The 19,266-nt window shown below is 57.7% G+C and carries 15 protein-coding genes; 7 read left to right on the forward strand and 8 right to left on the reverse strand.

Going from position 1 to position 19,266, the window contains the following annotated elements; all coding sequences use genetic code 11:
- The coding region (locus tag EST62_RS07285; protein ID WP_129051445.1) for a CHAT domain-containing protein at positions 1–2,764 on the reverse strand (2,764 nt) is incomplete at its 3' end.
- A gap of 306 nt (positions 2,765–3,070) precedes the next feature.
- Between EST62_RS07285 and argH the strand changes: the two genes are divergently transcribed.
- Entirely contained in the window at positions 3,071–4,462 is a 1,392-nt protein-coding gene (gene argH / locus EST62_RS07290; protein WP_129051446.1) for an argininosuccinate lyase, read from the forward strand.
- Between the two features lie 174 nt (positions 4,463–4,636).
- On the opposite strand, the gene EST62_RS07295 is transcribed toward argH, so the two are convergent.
- Positions 4,637–6,760: a carboxy terminal-processing peptidase gene (locus EST62_RS07295; RefSeq protein ID WP_245153516.1), complete on the reverse strand. Its 2,124-nt coding sequence runs from the start codon at positions 6,758–6,760 to the stop codon at positions 4,637–4,639.
- A gap of 196 nt (positions 6,761–6,956) precedes the next feature.
- Between EST62_RS07295 and EST62_RS07300 the strand changes: the two genes are divergently transcribed.
- A complete protein-coding gene (locus tag EST62_RS07300; RefSeq protein WP_129051447.1) occupies positions 6,957–7,928 on the forward strand; it encodes a class II fructose-bisphosphate aldolase in 972 nt (323 codons plus the stop codon).
- A 312-nt stretch (positions 7,929–8,240) separates the two neighbouring features.
- Here the strand turns inward: EST62_RS07300 and EST62_RS07305 are convergent, their stop codons facing one another.
- The 5 genes from EST62_RS07305 to EST62_RS07325 are packed head-to-tail and all read right to left on the reverse strand — an operon-like array spanning position 8,241 to position 13,368.
- Positions 8,241–9,473, reverse strand: coding sequence for a M20 family metallopeptidase (locus tag EST62_RS07305; RefSeq protein ID WP_129051448.1), 1,233 nt, complete (start codon positions 9,471–9,473; stop codon positions 8,241–8,243).
- Between the two features lie 39 nt (positions 9,474–9,512).
- Positions 9,513–10,196 (reverse strand): CBS domain-containing protein, encoded by a 684-nt coding sequence (locus EST62_RS07310; protein WP_129051449.1) that lies wholly within the window; start codon positions 10,194–10,196, stop codon positions 9,513–9,515.
- On the reverse strand, positions 10,197–10,631 hold the full coding sequence (gene rpiB / locus EST62_RS07315) for a ribose 5-phosphate isomerase B (protein ID WP_129051450.1): 435 nt from the start codon (positions 10,629–10,631) through the stop codon (positions 10,197–10,199).
- Positions 10,628–12,772: a polyphosphate kinase 1 gene (gene ppk1 / locus EST62_RS07320; RefSeq protein WP_129051465.1), complete on the reverse strand. Its 2,145-nt coding sequence runs from the start codon at positions 12,770–12,772 to the stop codon at positions 10,628–10,630. Before ppk1 ends, rpiB begins: the two co-directional genes overlap by 4 nt.
- On the reverse strand, positions 12,769–13,368 hold the full coding sequence (locus EST62_RS07325) for a 5-formyltetrahydrofolate cyclo-ligase (RefSeq protein ID WP_129051451.1): 600 nt from the start codon (positions 13,366–13,368) through the stop codon (positions 12,769–12,771). The genes ppk1 and EST62_RS07325 overlap by 4 nt, the downstream gene beginning before the upstream one ends.
- A 326-nt stretch (positions 13,369–13,694) precedes the next feature.
- On the opposite strand from EST62_RS07325, the gene EST62_RS07330 reads away from it, so the two are divergent.
- Entirely contained in the window at positions 13,695–13,928 is a 234-nt protein-coding gene (locus tag EST62_RS07330; RefSeq protein ID WP_129051452.1) for a chlorosome envelope protein F, read from the forward strand.
- Positions 13,929–14,068: 140 nt separating this feature from the next.
- On the opposite strand, the gene EST62_RS07335 is transcribed toward EST62_RS07330, so the two are convergent.
- Positions 14,069–15,718 (reverse strand): toll/interleukin-1 receptor domain-containing protein, encoded by a 1,650-nt coding sequence (locus tag EST62_RS07335; RefSeq protein ID WP_129051453.1) that lies wholly within the window; start codon positions 15,716–15,718, stop codon positions 14,069–14,071.
- Between the two features lie 268 nt (positions 15,719–15,986).
- Between EST62_RS07335 and EST62_RS07340 the strand changes: the two genes are divergently transcribed.
- The 4 genes from EST62_RS07340 to EST62_RS07355 all read left to right on the forward strand — a co-directional run bounded on the left by EST62_RS07340 (position 15,987) and on the right by EST62_RS07355 (position 19,253).
- A complete protein-coding gene (locus tag EST62_RS07340) occupies positions 15,987–16,700 on the forward strand; it encodes a fumarylacetoacetate hydrolase family protein (RefSeq protein WP_129051454.1) in 714 nt (237 codons plus the stop codon).
- A gap of 18 nt (positions 16,701–16,718) precedes the next feature.
- Complete coding sequence (locus EST62_RS07345) at positions 16,719–18,038, forward strand: dihydroorotase (protein WP_129051455.1); 1,320 nt, start codon at positions 16,719–16,721, stop codon at positions 18,036–18,038.
- 181 nt (positions 18,039–18,219) lie between these two features.
- Positions 18,220–18,411 carry a hypothetical protein gene (locus EST62_RS07350; protein WP_129051456.1) on the forward strand — a complete coding sequence of 64 codons (192 nt, stop codon included), beginning with the start codon at positions 18,220–18,222 and terminating at the stop codon, positions 18,409–18,411.
- Between the two features lie 41 nt (positions 18,412–18,452).
- Complete coding sequence (locus tag EST62_RS07355; RefSeq protein ID WP_129051457.1) at positions 18,453–19,253, forward strand: bifunctional 2-polyprenyl-6-hydroxyphenol methylase/3-demethylubiquinol 3-O-methyltransferase UbiG; 801 nt, start codon at positions 18,453–18,455, stop codon at positions 19,251–19,253.
- Positions 19,254–19,266: the final 13 nt, after the last annotated feature.

Here is a 19,266-nt window from a genome sequence, read left to right on the forward strand (position 1 = left end):
CTTTCATTATCTTGGAGATGTTGTTTAGCGTTGTACCTTCGCCGGACTTGTCTCCGATTTCCTGCCTTATTGACAACGAACACATCAGGTATTCCAGCGCCGTATCATACTCTCCCCGCGCATTCATTATCAACGAGATGTTGTTTAGCGTTGTACCCTCGCCGGACTTATCTCCGATTTCCTGCTGAATCTTCAACGAACGCTTCAGGTAGTCCAGCGCAATGTCGTTGTCGCTTCGTGCACGATATATCTGCGAAATATTGTTGAGCGTGGTGCCTTCGCCGGACTTGTCTCCGATTTCCTGCCTTATCGTCAACGAACGCTTCAGGTAGTCCAGCGCCGTGTCATAGTCGGCAAGATGGAGATACTGTTTGCCAGTTTGGCCAAGTGCTTCGGCCAAAATCCACAGGTCGGAAGAGGCACATGCCGGAAGCAACCATTCATCGAGCAAAGAACGGTACAATCCAGCCATGTTCAGCGGCCCGACAATCCAGTCAAGCGCAATCCGGTGGGCATCGTCATGCTGTTCCGCGGCCATCAGTGCCGCATGGGTTATCATCGCCTGGTCAAGTGTATTCCGTTCATGTTCCAACAACCATTTGTGATAACCCGCAGCCTTTTGCAGTAACTCAATTTCCGGCTTCTTCACCCCCTGCTTTTCCAGCCAGCTTCGCACCAGCGGGGCCACGAGAAACTCGTCGGTTTTCCATTGCGGGTTGTGGTAGCGCTCGACAAGCGAGACCGAGAGCAGGGCGTCCAGCAGCTCCTCCGCCTGCGGCATGGCGGGTAAGGCGATGGCTTTGACGCCATCCGGCGCGACCGGCACGGTGTAGGCGGTCATGCGGCGGAGCAGCTCCTGCTCGTCGGGCCTCCGGTGCGCCCAGACCTTGACGAGGAGCATGTTGGTCTGGATGTCGGTTTCAGCCTTTCGGAGCTTGTCGAGAAACGCCTGCTCCTCGACGGCGGGCATCTCTTTGAGCGCCTCGGTCAGGTAGAGCAGCGCCCGGAAGTTGCCGCCAAGCACCTCGTAGGCTTGCCACAGTTTCGCGGCATCCCTGAGGAATGAGGCGGGCAGATTCTGCTGCTGCGCCACCGCGAGGAAGTCGCGCCAGACCGGTTTGCCGAGCGGCAACGAAGGCTCAATCCATTCCGGCAGCGCCCAGCGCGAGGTGAGCACCACCCGCAAACCGTGCTTTTGCAACCTGACGGCGGCACCGATCCACTCGCGCAACTCCGCATCGGTGAGCTGCTGCGTCGCGTCCTCCTGCGCGCTTTCGAGGTTGTCGAACAGCAGCGCCACGCGGCCCTCGAATTGCTGAATCAACAGCTTGAGCAATCCCGGCGCACGTCGCGCCGCGTCGCTGTAGCGTTGCTGTATCTCGTTGCAGCGGGAGATGTTATCCTTGTCGAGCGACTCCTCCATTTGCCGGAGTGTATCGCGCCAGTCGTGTTCCGGGCGAGCCGAGAAGGCGAAAACCTCGAAGCCGCTGGCCTTGAGCGTGTTAACCAGCTTTCCGGCAAACGCGGTCTTGCCGACGCCGCCCGCGCCGGTCACGAGCAGCGCTTTCGTCGCGCCATCCCGGAGCGCCCGCTGCCACTTGCGCAGTTCGCGCCGCCTGCCGATGAAGCGCACCGGAAGGGAAATGGTGTCGAGCGTTTCGTTCCAGATGTTCTCCGGGCGCACCGGTTGCGGCGTGAAGTTCCAGCGTATGAGCGGCCTCGACGCATCCCGGCTCAGGAGCATCGGCAGGCACCACTGGCCGAAGGAGAGGTCGGCAAGCTTGTACCGCCGGGCCTCTTCGTCGTCCCGTAACGGCTTGGTAATTGCGCGACGGGCCTGCTGTAACGCCTCGGCGATGCCACGCTTCTCCAGCAACGCTCCAAAGAAACCACGAGCGAACTGCACGCCCGCACGGTCGAAAATCGATTCCCGCATCCCGACGACATGGGGAATGCCGCGCTGCGCCAGTGCGTACATCAAGCCATTGTTCAGGTCGGAGGAGACCGACTGGCCGCTCTGGCAGGCGGAGAGAATCAGCGCCTGCACGGCGGTGCCGCTGAAAGCTTCGGCAAGCCGCTGCTCATCGACAAGCTCGCCGTCGCCGGAGTCTCCCTCGAACAGGAAATAGCCTTTGTGACGCTCCTTCAGCTTGTCGCCGTCGAACACCCCGTGCCCGCTGAGCCACACCAGATGCGGCTTGAACGATTGTAAAAGCTCTTCGAAAAGGCTGAAGCGCCCATCGTCGGGCATTTCAAGCACAACATGGCCGCTCCGCAGCCACGGCCCGAGCGCTTCGAGCACACCCGCCTGTTCATTCTCAATCTGCAACTGATCTTCATGTCTGAGATCATCGGGCAGCGAAGTGAACAGCAGAATGCGCAACGGCCCCACTTCTACCTCCGGCATCTGCGCCATAATCGCCGGACTGGTGCGAGCAAGCGTGAACTCTTTGTTTCGGGCGAGAAAGCCGAACTCCGGATGATGGAGCGTCTCCCAGGGTAATTGAAGCACGGTTGCATCGTCGCTCTCGATGATGACGGGCAGTATCCCCTGCCCCGCATTGCGCTTCGCTTCGGCGAATTGCTTCCCGGCATCAAGCGAGTTCCAGAGCATCGCGCCGATGACCCGCAAAACCTCGTCAGTGACGAGCATCTCCTTGCTCGCGTAGGCTTCTGAAAGCTTTTTGGACAGTCGCAGAAGCTCGCTGTTGGCAAGCAGTTGCGTGCTATCGGGCGTCAGGCGAAGCGGTGGAACCTGGTTCATGGGCGGCGTAATTGCGGGTTTGGGAAATACCAGATGCAATATAGCTCAATACGCTGTTTTCCCCATCGGGGTTAACGACACTATTATTTTTGCTTGGTCGTTATGCTTTATTTTGTAGAGTTCTTTGCATGTTCAAAACTATCGTCTGCTACCATAAAGTCCGCGTTGTCCACCAAAGAGGGCAGGCGCGAGGCCTGCCCCCCCATTCTCAATTGTCAATTATCCATTATCAATTATGTTCCTTATCTTCCCGAAAACATTTTCACGGGCCATTCCGCCCCTCCAATCCATCAGCGTTACGTTATCATGTCCGACCAGTCCAACCAGAAAGAGCTCCTTTGGCAGAGCCGTTTTTCGGAACCGTTTGACCGGGAGGCGCTGAAGTTCTCCTCGTCGGTGCATGTCGATGGGCTGCTCTATCGTGAGGATATACAAGGTTCTGTCGCCCATGCGACCATGCTCGGCGAGCAGGGAATCATTTCGACGGCGGAGTCGGAGCAGATTGTCGCCGGGCTGAAGGCGGTCGAGAAGGAGATCGAGTCGGGCGCTTTGGTGCCGGTGTGGGAGGACGAGGATATTCACACGGTGATCGAGAACCGGCTGAAGGAGCTGATCGGTCCGGCGGCGGGCAAGCTGCATTCGGGGCGCAGCCGCAACGACCAGGTGGCGACCGACACGCGGCTTTACCTGCGCCGGAACATCGACCGTATCTCCAGCCTTCTCAAAGAGATGCAGTCCACGCTGCTCGACAAGGCGGAGCGGTACACGCACACGATCATGTTTGGCTACACGCACTTGCAGCGCGCCCAGCCGATCTCCGCGGGGCACTACTATATGGCATGGCACTCGATGTTCGGGCGCGACCGCGAACGCCTCGCCGACCTTCGCAAGCGGGCGAACATCTCGCCACTCGGCGCGGCGGCTTTCGCGGGCAGTACCCTGCCGCTCGACCCCGTGCGCTCGGCGGAGCTGCTGGAGTTCGACGGCGTCTTCACCAACAGCATCGACGCGGTGAGCGACCGTGATCTCGTGATCGAGTTCGTCTCGGCCTGCTCGATGATTATGATGCACCTGTCGCGCTTTTCGGAGGATGTGATCCTCTGGAGTTCGGCGGAGTTCAACTACCTCTCGATCAGCGACGCCTTCGCGACCGGCTCGTCGATCATGCCGCAGAAGAAGAACGCCGACATCGCCGAGCTGGTGCGCGGCAAGACCGGGCGCGTCTATGGCAACCTGATGAACCTGCTGACGATCATGAAGGGCCTGCCGCTCTCCTACAACCGCGACATGCAGGAGGACAAGCCGCCGCTCTTCGACACCGCCGAAACCACGGCGACGTGCCTGTCGGTCTTCCGACGCATGATCGAAAAGACCTGGCTGAACGAGGAGCGCCTCGCCCGGCTGACCGCCGAGGATTTGAGCCTCGCCACCGAAATCGCCGAGTACCTGGTCAAAAAGCAGATCCCCTTCCGCGACGCCCACCGCATCACCGGCAAGATCGTGGCCTACGCCATCGCCGAGGGCAAGACGTTACCGACGATCTCGCTCGAAGAGTACCGAACCTTCTCGGAAGCGTTCGACGAGACCATCTTCGACGACCTCAAACCCGACGCCAGCGTCAACTCCAAGAAAACCGCCGGAAGCTGCTCGTTCAAATCGGTCGAAGAGCAGATCGCCAGAGCGAAGGCGGCGCGTTAACGAACAACCGGTTTCGGCAAACCGTGAACCTCCAAAAAAGAGGGCAGGCGCAAGGCCAGCCCCTACAAAGATTCCTTGTCCACCACCTCCACGCTGTCCACATAGTCCACTTCCCCCACAATTAAAAAAGGCGCCCCGTTCGAGCGCCTTTTTGCGTTGCATTGTTGCGGCCTTTTACTTCGCAGACATTGCAGGCTTGAGTGTCGGCCTGACTTTTGGCCTTGCTGCCGGAGCCGGAGCGGCGGCGGGAACGACCTGCCGGGCTTTCAGCGCCACGAGGTCGTCCAGAATTCCGGCGGCCTCTTGCAAAATGAAGTCGGTTTTCTTCTTTTTGCCGGTATCGACATTCGAGTCTCCCCAACGCTCCTGAATCTCTTTCAGAATCTTGTTATCGGTCTCGAAGCCCTTTTCCTGAAGCAAAACGCTCTTGCGCTGCCGGATGCGGTTCAGGGTCGTCAGATCGGCCAGATAGGACTGGTAGAGCTTGTCTTTGGCGGACTGCTCGGTGAACTCCTTTTTCAGCAGGGTAATATCTTCTTTGGTGACCGCGCCCGACGGCATGTAGGCGGCTCTGGAGATGGTCGTCCACGGCAGGCTGCTCGTGTAGGTATCCTCTCCCACCACCTCCGGGTCGATCAGCGATGGCAGCACAATGTCGGGCAGAACGCCGATGTGCTGGGTGCTGCCGCCCGATATGCGGTAGAATTTGGCGACGGTCAGTTTGAGCTGGCCGAGGTCGCTCTGTTTGATGAACATGCTGAACGGCCTCTGGATGTTGACGATGCTCTGCACGGTACCCTTACCGAAGGTTCTGTCGCCCACAATGATTCCGCGGCCATAGTCCTGGATCGCCGCCGAGAAAATCTCCGAGGCCGAAGCGCTGTAACGGTTGACCAGCACCGCCAGCGGGCCTCGGTAAAGCATCGGGTAATTCTCGTCTTTCAGCACCATCTTGCCGCCGAGGGCGTTGCTGACCTGCACGACCGGCCCTTTGCCGGTGAACAGACCGGTGACGTTGACCGCCTCTTCGAGCGATCCGCCGCCATTTTCTCTGAGATCGACGATAATGCCCTCCACATGCTCCCGCTTGAGATCATTGAGAATCCGGATCACATCCTTCGTGGTGCTGGTATAGTTCGTCTTGTTCTGCCGCTCGCCCTCGAAGTCGAGATAGAATGAGGGCAACACGATGACGCCAATCTTGTGGCCGTTGTCGAAGATGATCTTTTTCTGCGCGGCCTGCTCCTGCAAGTCAACCTTGGCCCTCACCAGCCGGATGATCTTGGAGGGTCCCTTTCCAGCCTGGCTGGCCGGGAGCACCTTGAGCCTGACCACCGTGCCTTTCGGCCCCCTGATCTTTTTAACCACATCATTGATGCGCCAGCCGATCACATCGATGATCTCTCCCTTGTCGCCCTGACCGACGCCAACGACCTTGTCGCCCTTCTTGAGCAGATTGCTTTTGAAAGCCGGGCCTCCGGGAATGATTTCGTTCACGACCGTATATTCGTTCTCTATCTGCAACTTCGCGCCAATGCCTTCGAGCGAGCGGCTCATGTCGATCTGGAAATTCTCGAATTCGTCCGGGGAGAAGTAGTCGGTATGAGGATCGAACGAACTCGTGACGGCATACATGTACGCCTGGAAAGCGTCTTCCGGCTTCTGCTGGTTGAAGATTTTAAGCCTGTTATCGAGGCTCTTCATCACTTCGACCTTGATATTTTTTCCCTTTTCGCCCGAATACTTCGTGCTCAGGTACTGATACTTCAGCTCCTTGCGCCACAGGTCGTGGAGCTCAGCCTGGTCGGCGGGCCAGGGGGCGGTTTTGCTGCGTTCGAGTTCGAGCGTTTCGGGCGTGGAAAAGTTGAATGTCGTCTTTTCGAGCGCCGTTTTCATGTACGCCATCTTCTCCCTTGCCCGTTTCAGGAACTGATTGTAAATGGCGAAACCACCGGCCGGGTTGCCAGAAACGAAATCATCATCGAGACGAACGCCGACCTCCTGCCGAAGCTTTTCAACTTCGGGCGCAGTGAAGTAACTGCGGTTGTTGTCGAGATTGTCGAGGTAACGCTTAAAAATCTGCTGGGCGAGCGAGTCGTTGACCGGCACCTTGCGGTAATGGTTCTGAAGCAGGTACTGGGCAATGTAGCGGGAGGCCTCCTCCTGTGTCGGGGCAGGTTTCAGCATCGCCGGAGCGGAAGCGGCCCTGGCGCCGACGGCCAAAGAGTGATCCCACGAGAAAACGAGGATCAGAAAGAAAAACAGAAACGGAAACAGTACTGAACGCAGCTTGTTCATAATCACAAATGGTGTCTCTTTGATAAATTGTGAATAAAGGCGGATTTTCCCGGATTCGCACGAATCCTGATTCAATGTATTATATTACAAAACATGCTCTCTGCATAACAGGTTTCTGCGTAATTTGTAAATTGGCAAAAAAAATCTCGACCGACTACACCTGAAATCAATCAATCTCAAATGGAGTGTCTTTTTTATGAATGAATTCACCGGATACAAGGAACTGGGACTCGTCAACAGCCGTGATCTTTTCGCCAAAGCCGTCAGCGGCGGATACGCCATTCCGGCGTATAACTTCAACAATCTCGAACAGTTACAGGCGATTGTCATGGCCTGCGTCGAGACCGCTTCGCCAGTCATCCTTCAGGTTTCCAAAGGCGCTCGCAGCTACGCTAACCAGACGCTGTTGCGCCATCTGGCTGCCGGCGCGGTTGAATACGCCGCCGAACTCGGCTGCGAGATTCCGATCGTACTGCATCTCGACCACGGCGACAGCTTCGAGCTGTGCAAGGATTGCATCGAGACCGGTTTTTCGTCGGTCATGATCGATGGTTCCCACCTCAGTTATGACGACAATGTGGCGCTAACCCGTCGGGTGGTCGAATACGCGCACCAGTACGACGTTACCGTCGAGGGCGAACTCGGCGTGCTGGCCGGTATCGAGGACGATGTGCACGCCGCCGAGCACACCTACACCGAGCCGGATCAGGTGGAGGATTTCGTCGGCAAAACCGGCGTTGACAGCCTGGCCATCGCCATCGGCACCTCGCACGGCGCGTTCAAGTTCAAGCCGGGCGAAGAGCACCTCATCCGCCTCGACATTCTGCGTGAAATCGAAAAGCGCATTCCCGGCTTCCCCATCGTGCTGCACGGCGCTTCGTCGGTGCCGCAAGAGCTGATACAGATGATAAACGCCCACGGCGGCAAGCTCAAAGATGCGGTCGGCATCGCCGAAGATCAGCTCCGCGAAGCTGCCCGCTCGGCGGTCTGCAAAATCAACATCGACTCCGACGGACGACTCGCCATGACCGCCGCCATTCGCAAGGTGCTCGACGAGAAGCCCGAAGAGTTCGATCCGCGCAAATATCTCGGCCCTGCCCGCGAATCGCTCAAGGAGCTGTACAAACACAAAATCGTCAACGTCCTCGGCTCCAACGGCAAGGCCTGACCCAAGGCTTCCGCCCACAAATCAAAAGAGGCTGGTACACACCACTGTGGCCAGCCTCTTTTCTTTCTCCCTCTTCCCTGTCCACATTATTACTCCGGCCACAATAAATCGCAACCATCGCAGCAAGAAGATATTGGGCTAAAGCCCTGATTTATTTTGTTTTATCCATAAACCCCGGACTGAAGTCCGGGGCAATTGTTTGATAATTTTATTGGCCAGATTAATAATTCAACATTCATAATTCAACATTCATAATTCAACATTCATAATTCAACATTCATAATTCATAATTCATAATTCATAATTCATAATTCATAATTCTCTACCCCCCGCCAGATAGCGCAGCGCTAGGTAGCTCATCAGGCCCATGCCGGTTTCGAGCGCGTGCTCATCAGGGTCGAAGGTTGGCGAGTGCAGGAGATTGCCTCGTGCGGTATCTTCCAGCCCCGTGCCGAGTTGCCAGAAGCTGCCGGGGCACTCCCGGAGATAGTAGGCGAAATCCTCAGCGGTCATGAGCGGCGCGGAAGGATGCACCTTCTCGTCGCCGAGATACTCTTTTGCGGCATCCCAGGCGAGATCGGTCATGGCCGGATCGTTGTACAGCACCGGATAGCCGCTCCTGATCTCAACATCGGCCTCCACGTCGAACGCGGCGGCAACCTGCCTGACCGTTTTTTCAAACTTCTCGTGCAACAACGCTCGCAACTCTTCGTTCATGGTTCTCATGGTGCCCATCATCGCCACCTTACCGGGAATGATGTTGGTGGCGTGGCCGCCGTTGATCGAGGCGATGGAGAGCACTGCCGGCTCGTGCGGCGGTGCGACGCGGCTGACCAGATGCTGCAACGCCGTGATGATGTGCGCCGAGGCGAGAATCGGGTCGCGCGTCTTGTGCGGCGAGGAGGCGTGGCCCCCCTGACCATGAATCGTGATGTAGAGTTCGTCGGCAGCGGCCATGAATCCCCCCTTGCACATAGCGACCGAGCCGCTCCGGACGCTCGAAAAACAGTGCTGCGCAAAGATGGCCGATGGCTTGTACTTTTTCAGCAATCCGGCCTCGATCATCGGCCGGGCGCCGCCGGGCGCCTTCTCCTCGGCGGGCTGGAAGACGAGGAGCACGTCGCCCTTCAGCTCCGCCTTCATGCCGCTGAGCACGGCAGCCGCGCCGAGCAGCATCGCGGTGTGCATGTCGTGCCCGCAGGCGTGCATGCAGCCATCGACCGTCGAGCAGAAGCCGTGCCGGTTCTCCTCCTGAAGCGGGAGAGCGTCAATGTCGGCCCGCAACGCCACCGTGCGCCGCTCGCCGGATAACGCTGCGCCCTCTCCCCGCAACAACGCGACCACCCCCGTCTCCATGAGCGGCGGCTCGGCTTCGATGCCGAGCTGAGCGAGGTACTCCTTGATGAAGGCGGTTGTCTTGAACTCCTGGTAGGAGAGTTCCGGATACTGGTGCAGATGACGCCGCAGCGCCGCTACTTCAGGATAGAGCTTGCTCGCGGCCTCCAGAACTCTGGCTGCGATGGTACTGAACGCTTCATTGTGCATATACTGTATCTGTCATGGTGTCGCCTGATCGCCGTGCATTCACATGTCCATGTAGTGGATGAACTCCAGCGCCTTCTCCCGAAGCTCGTCGTAACCGGCATCGGGAAAAGCGGAGTGGTAGCGGATAAGGTATCCGTAGTTTTCCATATTCTTGACCAGACGGAAAAAGTCGTGGGTGGCGACCCTGAAAAAGATGATCCGCCCCTCGCCCGCCGCACCCGTTGGCCACGAAGTGAAACTGAGTATCGAGGCGTCGTTCTTTTCGATGGTCTCGATGATTTCCGAAAGCTTCGCTCCGGTCGGCGGCACCTCGATCTCCATGGTCGAGCCACCCTCTCCGGAGTGGATGCGCTCGGCGAGAAAGCCGAGAATCCGTTTGCTCGAAACCACCCCTTCGTAGCGTCCCTGTTCGTCGGCAAGCGGCACGACGCCGCACATCGAGGCCGCCACGGAGATGAGGTTGTCGAAAAGCTGCGCGTCCGGCCGGTAACTCCTGACGGTTTCAAGCAGCTCCACTCCGAGCTTCTCCCTGGCGGTTGGCCACCCCTTCCGCCCTTCGAACAGGCGGGCAAGAGAGACCATGCCGAGATAGCGCTCGCCGTCGAGCACCGGAGCGCAGGCGCATCCCGATGCCGCGAGCCGCCTTGCCGCATCGGCTGTCGAACCGCCGAGACTGAAGACCGGATAGGTCGCCTCGACGAGATATGAGAAGGTCACGGCCATTCAGCAGCAGTACTCGATTTTGTCGATCCGGCGCTGATGGCGTCCACTCTCGAATTCGGCGGCAAACCAGCTTTCGAGAATTTTGGCCGCACTCGCCTCGTCGTTGAAGCGCGCACCGAAGGCGAGCACGTTGGCGTCGTTGTGCTGACGCGCCAGCGCCGCGTATTCGGGGCCGCAGACGTTGGCCGCGCGAATCCCCTTCACCTTGTTTGCGGCGATGGAGATGCCGATGCCCGTGCCGCACATCAGGATTCCCTGGTCGAAAAGACCTTTCGCAACCGCTTCGGCAACCTTGTGAGCGTAATCGGGATAATCGACCGATTCGGTGGAGTAGGGCCCCATATCCTCGAAATCATAGCCATGCTTTTCAAGCCACGAGAGCACGAATTTCTTCAGCTCAACCCCTGCGTGATCGCTTCCAACTGCAATCTTCATAATCCGTTAACTTTGGTTTTGATGTTTTTTTTTCTCCGGGAGGAGCGCCGCATGAACAGCCTCTGGCTGTCGGTCGCAGGCCGTCCGCCCCGTTTTCTGATGTAGGTTCCGTCCGCCTGCATCTCCCACAACTTGCGGTTGTCGCCGAGGTTCAGTTCGAGATCGGACTTGACCGATTCGACCAGTCGCTGATCGACAACGGGAAAGAGCGTCTCGACGCGCTTGTCGAGGTTGCGCGGCATGATGTCCGCGCTGCCCATGAACAGCCTTGACTGGCCTCCGTTATTAAAATAATAGACCCGGCTGTGCTCAAGAAAACGTCCGATCACGCTGACGACGCGGATGTTCTCGCTCACGCCGGAAATGCCCGGCTTGAGGCAAGAGATGCTCCGAATCACCAGATCGATCTTCACCCCGGTTATCGAGGCCCGGTAGAGCGCCCGGATGGTCTCCTCATCGACCAGCGCGTTCATCTTCATAACGATCCGAGCGTTGCCGTCGCGCTTCTGGTGCTCGACTTCGTTGCGGATCATCTCCATAAGCCACTTCCGCGTGTTCAGCGGCGAAACGATCAGGGAGCGGTACTGGCGATGCTTCGAGTAGCCGGTCAGGGAGTTGAACAGCTCGGTGACGTCGTCGGCAAGCACAGGATCAGTAGTCAGATAGCTGTAGTCGGTATAGATTCTCGCCGTCACGGTGTTGTAGTTGCCGGTGCCGAGATGCAGATAGTGGCGAAGCCCCTCCTGCTCCCGCCGCACGATCATGGTCAGCTTGGCGTGGGTCTTCAGGCCGGGCAGGCCGTAAACCACGTGCGCCCCGGCGTCTTCGAGCGCCCTGGCCCAGAGGATGTTATTCTCCTCGTCGAACCTTGCCTTGAGTTCGACCAGCACCGCCACCTGCTTGCGCTGCTCGGCGGCGAACATCAGCGCCTTGACCACCGGCGAGTTGCTGCCGACCCGGTAGAGCGTCTGCTTGATGGAGAGCACGTCGGGGTCGCGCGCCGCCTGCCAGATGAGATCGACCACCGGCTTGAACGAGTCGTAAGGATGGTGCAGCAGCACATCGCCGGAACGCACTTCGGCGAACATGTCAACAGCCTGCTTGCCATCGAGCGGATTGTGCGGCACGAACAGCTCATCCTTCAGATCGGGCCGGTCGATGCCGAGCAGCTCCATCAACGCGCTCATGCCGAGTACGCCGTTGATTTCATAGACGTTTCGCTCCCAGGTTTCGAGGTTCTTGACCAGGAGACTCCGGATGGAGTGCGGCATGTCGGGATTGATATCGAGCCGCACCACCTTGCCGTATCGGCGCGAGCGCACACCCTGCTCGATGCTTTCGAGCAAGTCGCCCGCCTCGTCCTCCTCGATCTCGATATCCGCGTCGCGAATGATCCGGAAGGGGTGGCACTGCAGGATGCGCATCCTCGGAAAGAGCTGGTCGAGGTTGTGCTCGACCAGCTCTTCGAGCCACAACAAGCGTATCCGTCCGTCGTCGAAGCCGAGGCCCTCGATCTGGTCGAGGCGAATGATTCTCGACAGGATGCCCGGCACCTTGACGCGCGCGAACCTGATCGAGCCGCTCTCTTCGTCTTCGAGCTCAATGGCCAGGTTCAGCGAGAGGTTGGACATGAACGGAAAGGGGTGGCCCGTATCGAAGGCCAGCGGGGTCAGAACCGGAAAAATCTCCTTCCTGAAATAGCCCTGAAGCACTCGCTGCTGCTGGCCCGAAAGTGAAGTGACGCTGACAAATTCGATCCCTTTCCTTTTGAGCGCCGGAATGATTTGGTCGAAGAAGCAGCCGTTGCGCTGCCGTATCTGGGCGATGACGCGCTCGCGGATGCGCTCGACCATCTCCGTGGGCGTCAGGCCATCGACCGATCGCTCGGTGATGCCCGCGGCGCACTGGTCGTCGAGACCGGCCACGCGGATCATGAAGAACTCATCGAGGTTTGAGCTGAAGATCGAGATGAACTTGATACGCTCCAGCAACGGATGCGCGGAGGAGTCGAGCGCCTCTTCGAGGACTCTCTGGTTGAAGTCGATCCAGCTCAGCTCGCGATTCACGTAGAGCGACGGATCGCGCAGATCCGGTTCGACGGCTGCCGCCGAAGCCAATGTCCCGTTTTCCGCGTGCCTCATCTGCTGTTGTACTGGCATTTGATGATTTCCTGTTCAGTGACCACCATGTCGAGCCGCTCGTCCCACGGATCGCAAGGCACCGACGGGACCTCCTGGAAGCTGAACGCCAGGCCGATTTTCACCGGATGGCGGTCCGCAGACCGCAGTCGGCTGAAAAAGCGGTCGTACCAACCTTTTCCGAAGCCGATGCGTCCGCCACTCCGATCAAAGCCTGCGAGCGGCACGAAAACCGCGTCGAAACGCTCTTCTCCGGAAAGCGCGAGCGGCTCTGGCGTAGCGGGAGCCGACGCCGAAACCCGGAACTGTTGACCGGGATGGTAAATCGCCGCCATCATGATACCCTGTTCAATATAAGGCATATACACCGCTTTCCCGTCAAGCGCGAGCCGTTCGAGCAGCTCCAGCGTACGCGCCTCGCGATCGTGTTCCATCGAAACGTAACAGTGAATCCGCGCGGCCTCGCGCAGGAGCGGCAAGGATGCAGCGCGCGCCTGAATCTCTTCGCTCTCCGAAAGCCACTGCTCCCTCGGCAGCGCCCTGCGCCTCGAAAGCAGCTTTTTCCGTAATTCGGCTTTGCACTCCGTTACAGATTCCATGCAGAAACAATCCTCTCGCTCTTGCCTGCCGTCTCAGTCAGAGACAGGCGGTTTCGTTGCACTCAACTCGCAAGATAATAAATCTGAACACGATACCGCAGCACGGCGGCATTTCTCGCACCCGCTCTTTCCGCGCCCGGAATCACCGGCGGCATGACCACACCGGCACTTAGCTACGCTCTTCCGGCCTTTTTCATTTATGTGAAATAAGAAAGGATTGTATTACATTTAGAGATAATTAGCCTGCGCTTTTGCTCTCGCTATTCAAGGCGCGGTTCGCTTCAGGTATTTCAAATCTTCTTTCCAACACATAAATACTGACCACTATGGCAAACGAATCGGGAAACATCGGAGTATTTGGCGACCTCTTCACGGCTGTGGGCGACTTGGCCCAGCAGGCGGCCGACATGGCCGGCAGCGCGGTCAAAACCACCAGCGACGCGGTGCAGCCGGTCACCAATGCTTGCGTACAGCTCTGCACTACCTCCATCAATTCAGCGACGCAGATCGTCGAAGGCGTGACCAAGAGCATCACCTCGGCGCTCGCTCCGAAACAGTAAACTGCCCAAGCAAATTCGCGATGACGGAATCGTGAACCAGACTTGAGAACCAGACTGATTGAACAACAAAGCCCTTTACGCCACCAGGTTGTAAAGGGCTTTTTGCTGTGCGTATCGAAAGCCGGGCGCCGATAAGATTATCACAACTGGCAGGAACGCCCCGTATCGGTCGATTTCAGCGTGGCGACGAGCTGGTTCAGCTCCCGGAGATAGAGGTCGTTATCATGTTCCCAGCCATAAAACGAGGGAATGAAATGTTTCTTCAGCTCCCGGCCAAAATTTCGCCCGCTCTCGTGATCGGTCAAATCCCACTCTTCGAACTTGCTCTCCCTGACCAGACTCACCGGAAACAGCAGCCGCTGCCCCTCTCTTGATTCACGCTGCACACCGTTGAAAATCGTATTTTTCAGCCACTCCCCCTTCATGCTGGTGTCGGATACGATCAGCAGCATCTTTTCGCAGCACTGACTGGTGCGGTCAATGTGCTGGTCGAGATAGCGGTTGCTTTTGAGCGTGTCGGGGCAAAGCCAGCACCGGACTCCTTCCTTCTGCAAATCGGCGTACAGACGTGCGACAAATTTCTTGTCCCGCGAGCTGTAGCTGATGATACATGAGAGGTAATCGAACGTGTTGCCGGAGAGTGACCTGACGTGATCGATCATGCCTTCGGGTACGCCGCAGCCGCGCATGAAGGCCTCGGAGAGTTGCCCTTGCGAGCGGTACAGGGTGCTGATGCTGACCTCCGACGGCCCCCGGTGATTGATCGTATCGAGTCCCTTGACCTGCCGGAGATCGAGATTCACGAAGCTGGTGTGAAAAGTCTCCGATTCGGCGAGGTTGGCCATGCTCAGTTCCGCGCCTCTGAAATTGGCCAGACCGAGATTGGCCCCGCCGAGATTGGCGTCGCAGAGATTAGCGCCCGTAAACTCGACGCCGCAGAGGTTGGCCCCCACCAGATTGGCGCCGTTCAGGTTCGCCATGCTGAAATCAGCGCCGCTCAGATTCGCTCCTTTAAGATTGGTCCAGCGAAGTCTGGCGTCTCCAAGATCGGCTTCGCTCAGATCAGCTTCGCCAAGATCGGCTTCGCTCAGATCGGCGTGATGAAGATTGACATGGTGAAGATTGGCGTGATGAAGATTGGCATCCCTGAGATCAGACTCGTGCATATCTGAGTCATGCATATCTGAATCATGGAGATCCGCCCCCAGAAGATCGGCATCGCCAAGCCTGGCATCATGAAAATCAGACTCGCCCGCGTTGGCCATACTCAATCCAACCCCGGACAGATCGGCCCAGCTCAAAATCGCCTCACGCATATCGCACTCGTTGAGGTTGGCGCCGTTGAGCCTGGACTGGGTGAGAAGCGCTCCCTTCAGGTTTGCATGATTCAGGTCGGTCATACTGAGATTGGCGCCGTCCAGATTCGCGCCGCTCAAATCTGAGCGGATCAGATTGGCGCCACAGATATCGGCGTTTGAAAAATCGGTCTGCCGCAAATCCGCGCCAACGAAGTTCGCTCCGTTCAGTTTTGCATCCCGGAATATCGCGTTGCTCAGGTTCGCGCCGCTGAAATTGGCCGCCTTGAAGGAGCCGCCGCTCAGATCGGCTCCCGAAAGATCGATCTCACTGAAATCCTTTTTGTTGAACTCCACAGCCTCATCGGGATGCTCCTTTCGGTAGCAATTCCACTCCGAAACCGATCTGAGCAGCAGCTCAAGAGCCCGGGCGGTTTTCTTCTCCGGATTCGCAGCTCCGGATTGCCGGTCACGGTTTGGCTCTTTTTTGTTCATAGAAATCAGGAATAAAATTTTAACTATGAGGCGGGATTCAGGTAGAAATTACCAGCGAACTACTCGACAATACTCAAAACACCGCGCCAAACGACGGAACCATGACGAATTCATGAGACTATGCAAAGAAAGCAACACCTTGATTATCTCGAACATAATATATCAACAATATACTGACTTGACCCTATCCTCCCCATGAGAAGTATAACTATGAAGTATATTTTTCCTTGCGGACAAAAAACATTTTTTATGTAAACACTTCAAAAGCATGAAAACGTTTTCAGCTCACTCAAAACTGGCCGAGCATCGTTCGATTTACTGCGTCGGCAAAAACTACCCCGATCACGCCCGCGAAATGGCTACATGGGAGACCAGCAAGCCCGAACCGCTGCATGAAGAGGAGCCGATCATTTTCATGAAACCCGGCACGGCGCTCTCCCCTGACGGCCATACCTCGATTCCGCAATTCGAGGGACGACCGGTCAGCGCAAGCCTTCACTACGAAGGCGAACTGGTGCTGCTGGTCGGCGCGGATGCCGACTGCGTGGAGCTTGCCGACGCTCCGGCACTCATTTCCGGTTACGCCGCCGGGCTCGACATGACGCTGCGCGATGTGCAGCTCGAAGCGAAAAAGGCTGGAAATCCTTGGCTGAAATGCAAGGGGTTCCGCCAGAGCGCGCTCGTTTCGGAGTTTATCTCTCCGGACTCGGCAGGCGCGTGGGAGGAACTCGCCGTTTCGCTCCGGCTGAACGGCGACCGAAAGCAGCACTCGAAGGTTTCGGAAATGAGCTTTTCACCAGCTTACCTCGTCCATTATTTATCGTATATTTACGGGCTGCGATCGGGAGACCTCATCTTTACCGGCACTCCGGCGGGCGTCGGAAGCGTCCGACCCGGCGACCGCCTCGACGTTTCGCTTGAAACCGCAGGCGTCAATTCGCAGCCAGTTTCACTCGTATCGCTTCAGGCGACTGTTTCCTGAACCATTCACTCCCCGACCATGAGCACTCTGTTTCTGAACGCAAGACTCCTGAATCCCGCTGAAAATCTCGATACCGTCGGCTCGATGAAGATCGGCGACGACGGCTTCATCGAAGCGGTCACGACCGGTGGCGAACCGATTCCGTCGATCGATGGCGATAACGTCATCGATCTCGCGGGCAAGGTACTCGCGCCCGGCCTGTTCGACATGCACTGCCACTTCCGGGAGCCGGGACAGGAGTACAAGGAGACGCTCGAAACCGGTTCCGCCGCCGCATTGGCTGGCGGGTTCACCGGCGTGGCGCTCATGCCGAACACCAAACCGGTCATCGACAGTCCGCTTGGCGTGGCCTACATCCGCCACCACAGCGCCGGATTGCCGATCCAGATCGAGGTGATCGGCGCGATGAGCGTCGAAAGTCGGGGCGAAGCGCTCGCTCCGTATGGCAAATACGCCTCGTATGGCGTCAAGGCGATTTCGGACGATGGCACGGCGATCCAGAACACAAAGATCATGCGCCTGGCCATCGAATACGCGGCCAATTTCGATCTGCTCCTGATCCAGCACGCCGAAGACAAGCACCTCACCTCCGGCGGCATCATGAACGGCGGGGCGGCTTCGGCCATGCTCGGCCTGAAGGGCATTCCCGAAGTTGCCGAGCCGATCATGATCGCCCGCGACTTGCAGCTCATCGCCTGGCTGAAAAAACACAAGCTCAACGGAGCCATCCCGGAGCCGCGCTACCACGTGGCGCACATCAGCACCGGAGCGTCGATCGAGCTGGTGCGCAAGGCCAAAGCCGCTGGGCTGAAGGTGACGTGCGAAGTGACGCCGCACCACTTCACCCTCACCGAAAACGATCTGGTCGCCGCGAGCGAGAAGGGTAATTACATCATGAAGCCGCCGCTCCCCTCGACGGAAAACCGCGACGCCCTCATCGAGGGACTGCGAGACGGCGCCATCGACGCCATCGCCACCGACCATGCGCCGCACGCCCGGCACGAAAAGGAGTGCCCGCCCGACCAGGCGGCCTTTGGCATCATCGGCCTCGAAACCTCGCTGGGCCTCACCATCACCGAACTGGTGGAGAAAGGGGTCATTACCCTCTCGCGAGTCATCGAGCTGCTCTCGACCAACCCAAGACGCATCATGGGTTTGGAGACGATCCTCTTCGAGCCGGGCAAGAAAGCCAACCTCACGATCATCGATCCCGCGCGCGAGTGGACGGTCAGCGAGGCCGATTTCGGCTCGAAGTCGCGAAACACGCCGTTCATGGGCCGCACACTCCGCGGCAAAGCGCTCGGCATCTACCACAACGGCAAGCTCATCATCAATTGAAATGAAGGACGCCTGATCGAAATCGAATCCGGTTTCGATCAGGATTTGAGGTTTTATAGCGTTACAGTCAGAGGTAACGATCTTTTATCTTTTTTGTTAACGCTATTTTTCTTACTTTCGATTTCTTTTGAAAAGAATCTGATATTGAGCGTCAACCCAAAGCATTTCATATTCACGACCCATGGCCAAGAAACAAACGTTCGGTGACAAGCAGAAAAAAGGCGCAGTTGATTTCAAAATGGCGAAGCTGGTCTATTCGGTGAAATCCGAAAAAACCAACGCCTGGAAATTTGTCGAAAAGAGCGTCCGCATTCCTAACGGCGAGAACGATCTCGACGTACTGAAAAAAGCGATGGCTGGCCAGGGCAAGTAACCCCGACCTGCTGACCGCTTTTTTTCGCCTCGCCTCACTCCATGAGCGACCGCCAACCTCATTCCCGGGACTGCAACGCCCGGGAGTGGTTCGAAGAGTGGTTCGACCATCCTCTCTATCTCAAGGTTTACCATCACCGCGACGCCGAAGAGGCTGACCGCTGTGTTCGTACCATTCTTGACCTGACCGGCATCGATCCAGCCCAACAGCCTCCAATCTCAGTTCTCGACGTCGCCTGCGGCGCTGGCCGTCACGCCCTCGCCTTCGCCCGCGCAGGACTTCGCGTCACCGCCAACGACCTTTCATCCTACCTGCTTGACCAGTCGAGAGAGCAGGCGACGGCTGAGGGAATCGAGATGGAGTTCAGCCGACAGGACATGCGCGCGATCCGCTTCGAGCGCTGCTTCGACCTGGTCGCCCAGCTCTTTTCGAGCTTCGGCTATTTCGAGAGCGCCGAAGAAGATCGCCAGGTCATCGCCAGTGTCGCCTCACTGCTCAAGCCAAGTGGCTGGTACGTGCTCGACCTCATCAATCCCGCGCAACTGAATCACAATTTCAAACCGCGCACCGAACGCAACGCCGGAACGCTCTCGATTATCGAAGAGCGCACCCTCTCGGAAAGCCACGTCACCAAGCGGATCACCCTCTGCGACGAGCACGGCAAGGAGCATTCTTTCAGTGAATCGGTGCGGCTTTACTCGCCGGACAAGGCGAAGTCGTTACTCGAATCCGGAGGGTTTCGCATTGAACAGATCGTCGGAAACTATGATAGCAGCGCATTCGACGAGGCTACCTCGCCGAGGATGATGCTGCTCTGCCGCCTGTCGTCAAAATCCGACTGATCCGGATTCCCTC

It is taken from the genome of Chlorobaculum sp. 24CR (genome assembly GCF_004118635.1).
Classification (GTDB): Bacteria; Bacteroidota; Chlorobiia; order Chlorobiales; family Chlorobiaceae; genus Chlorobaculum.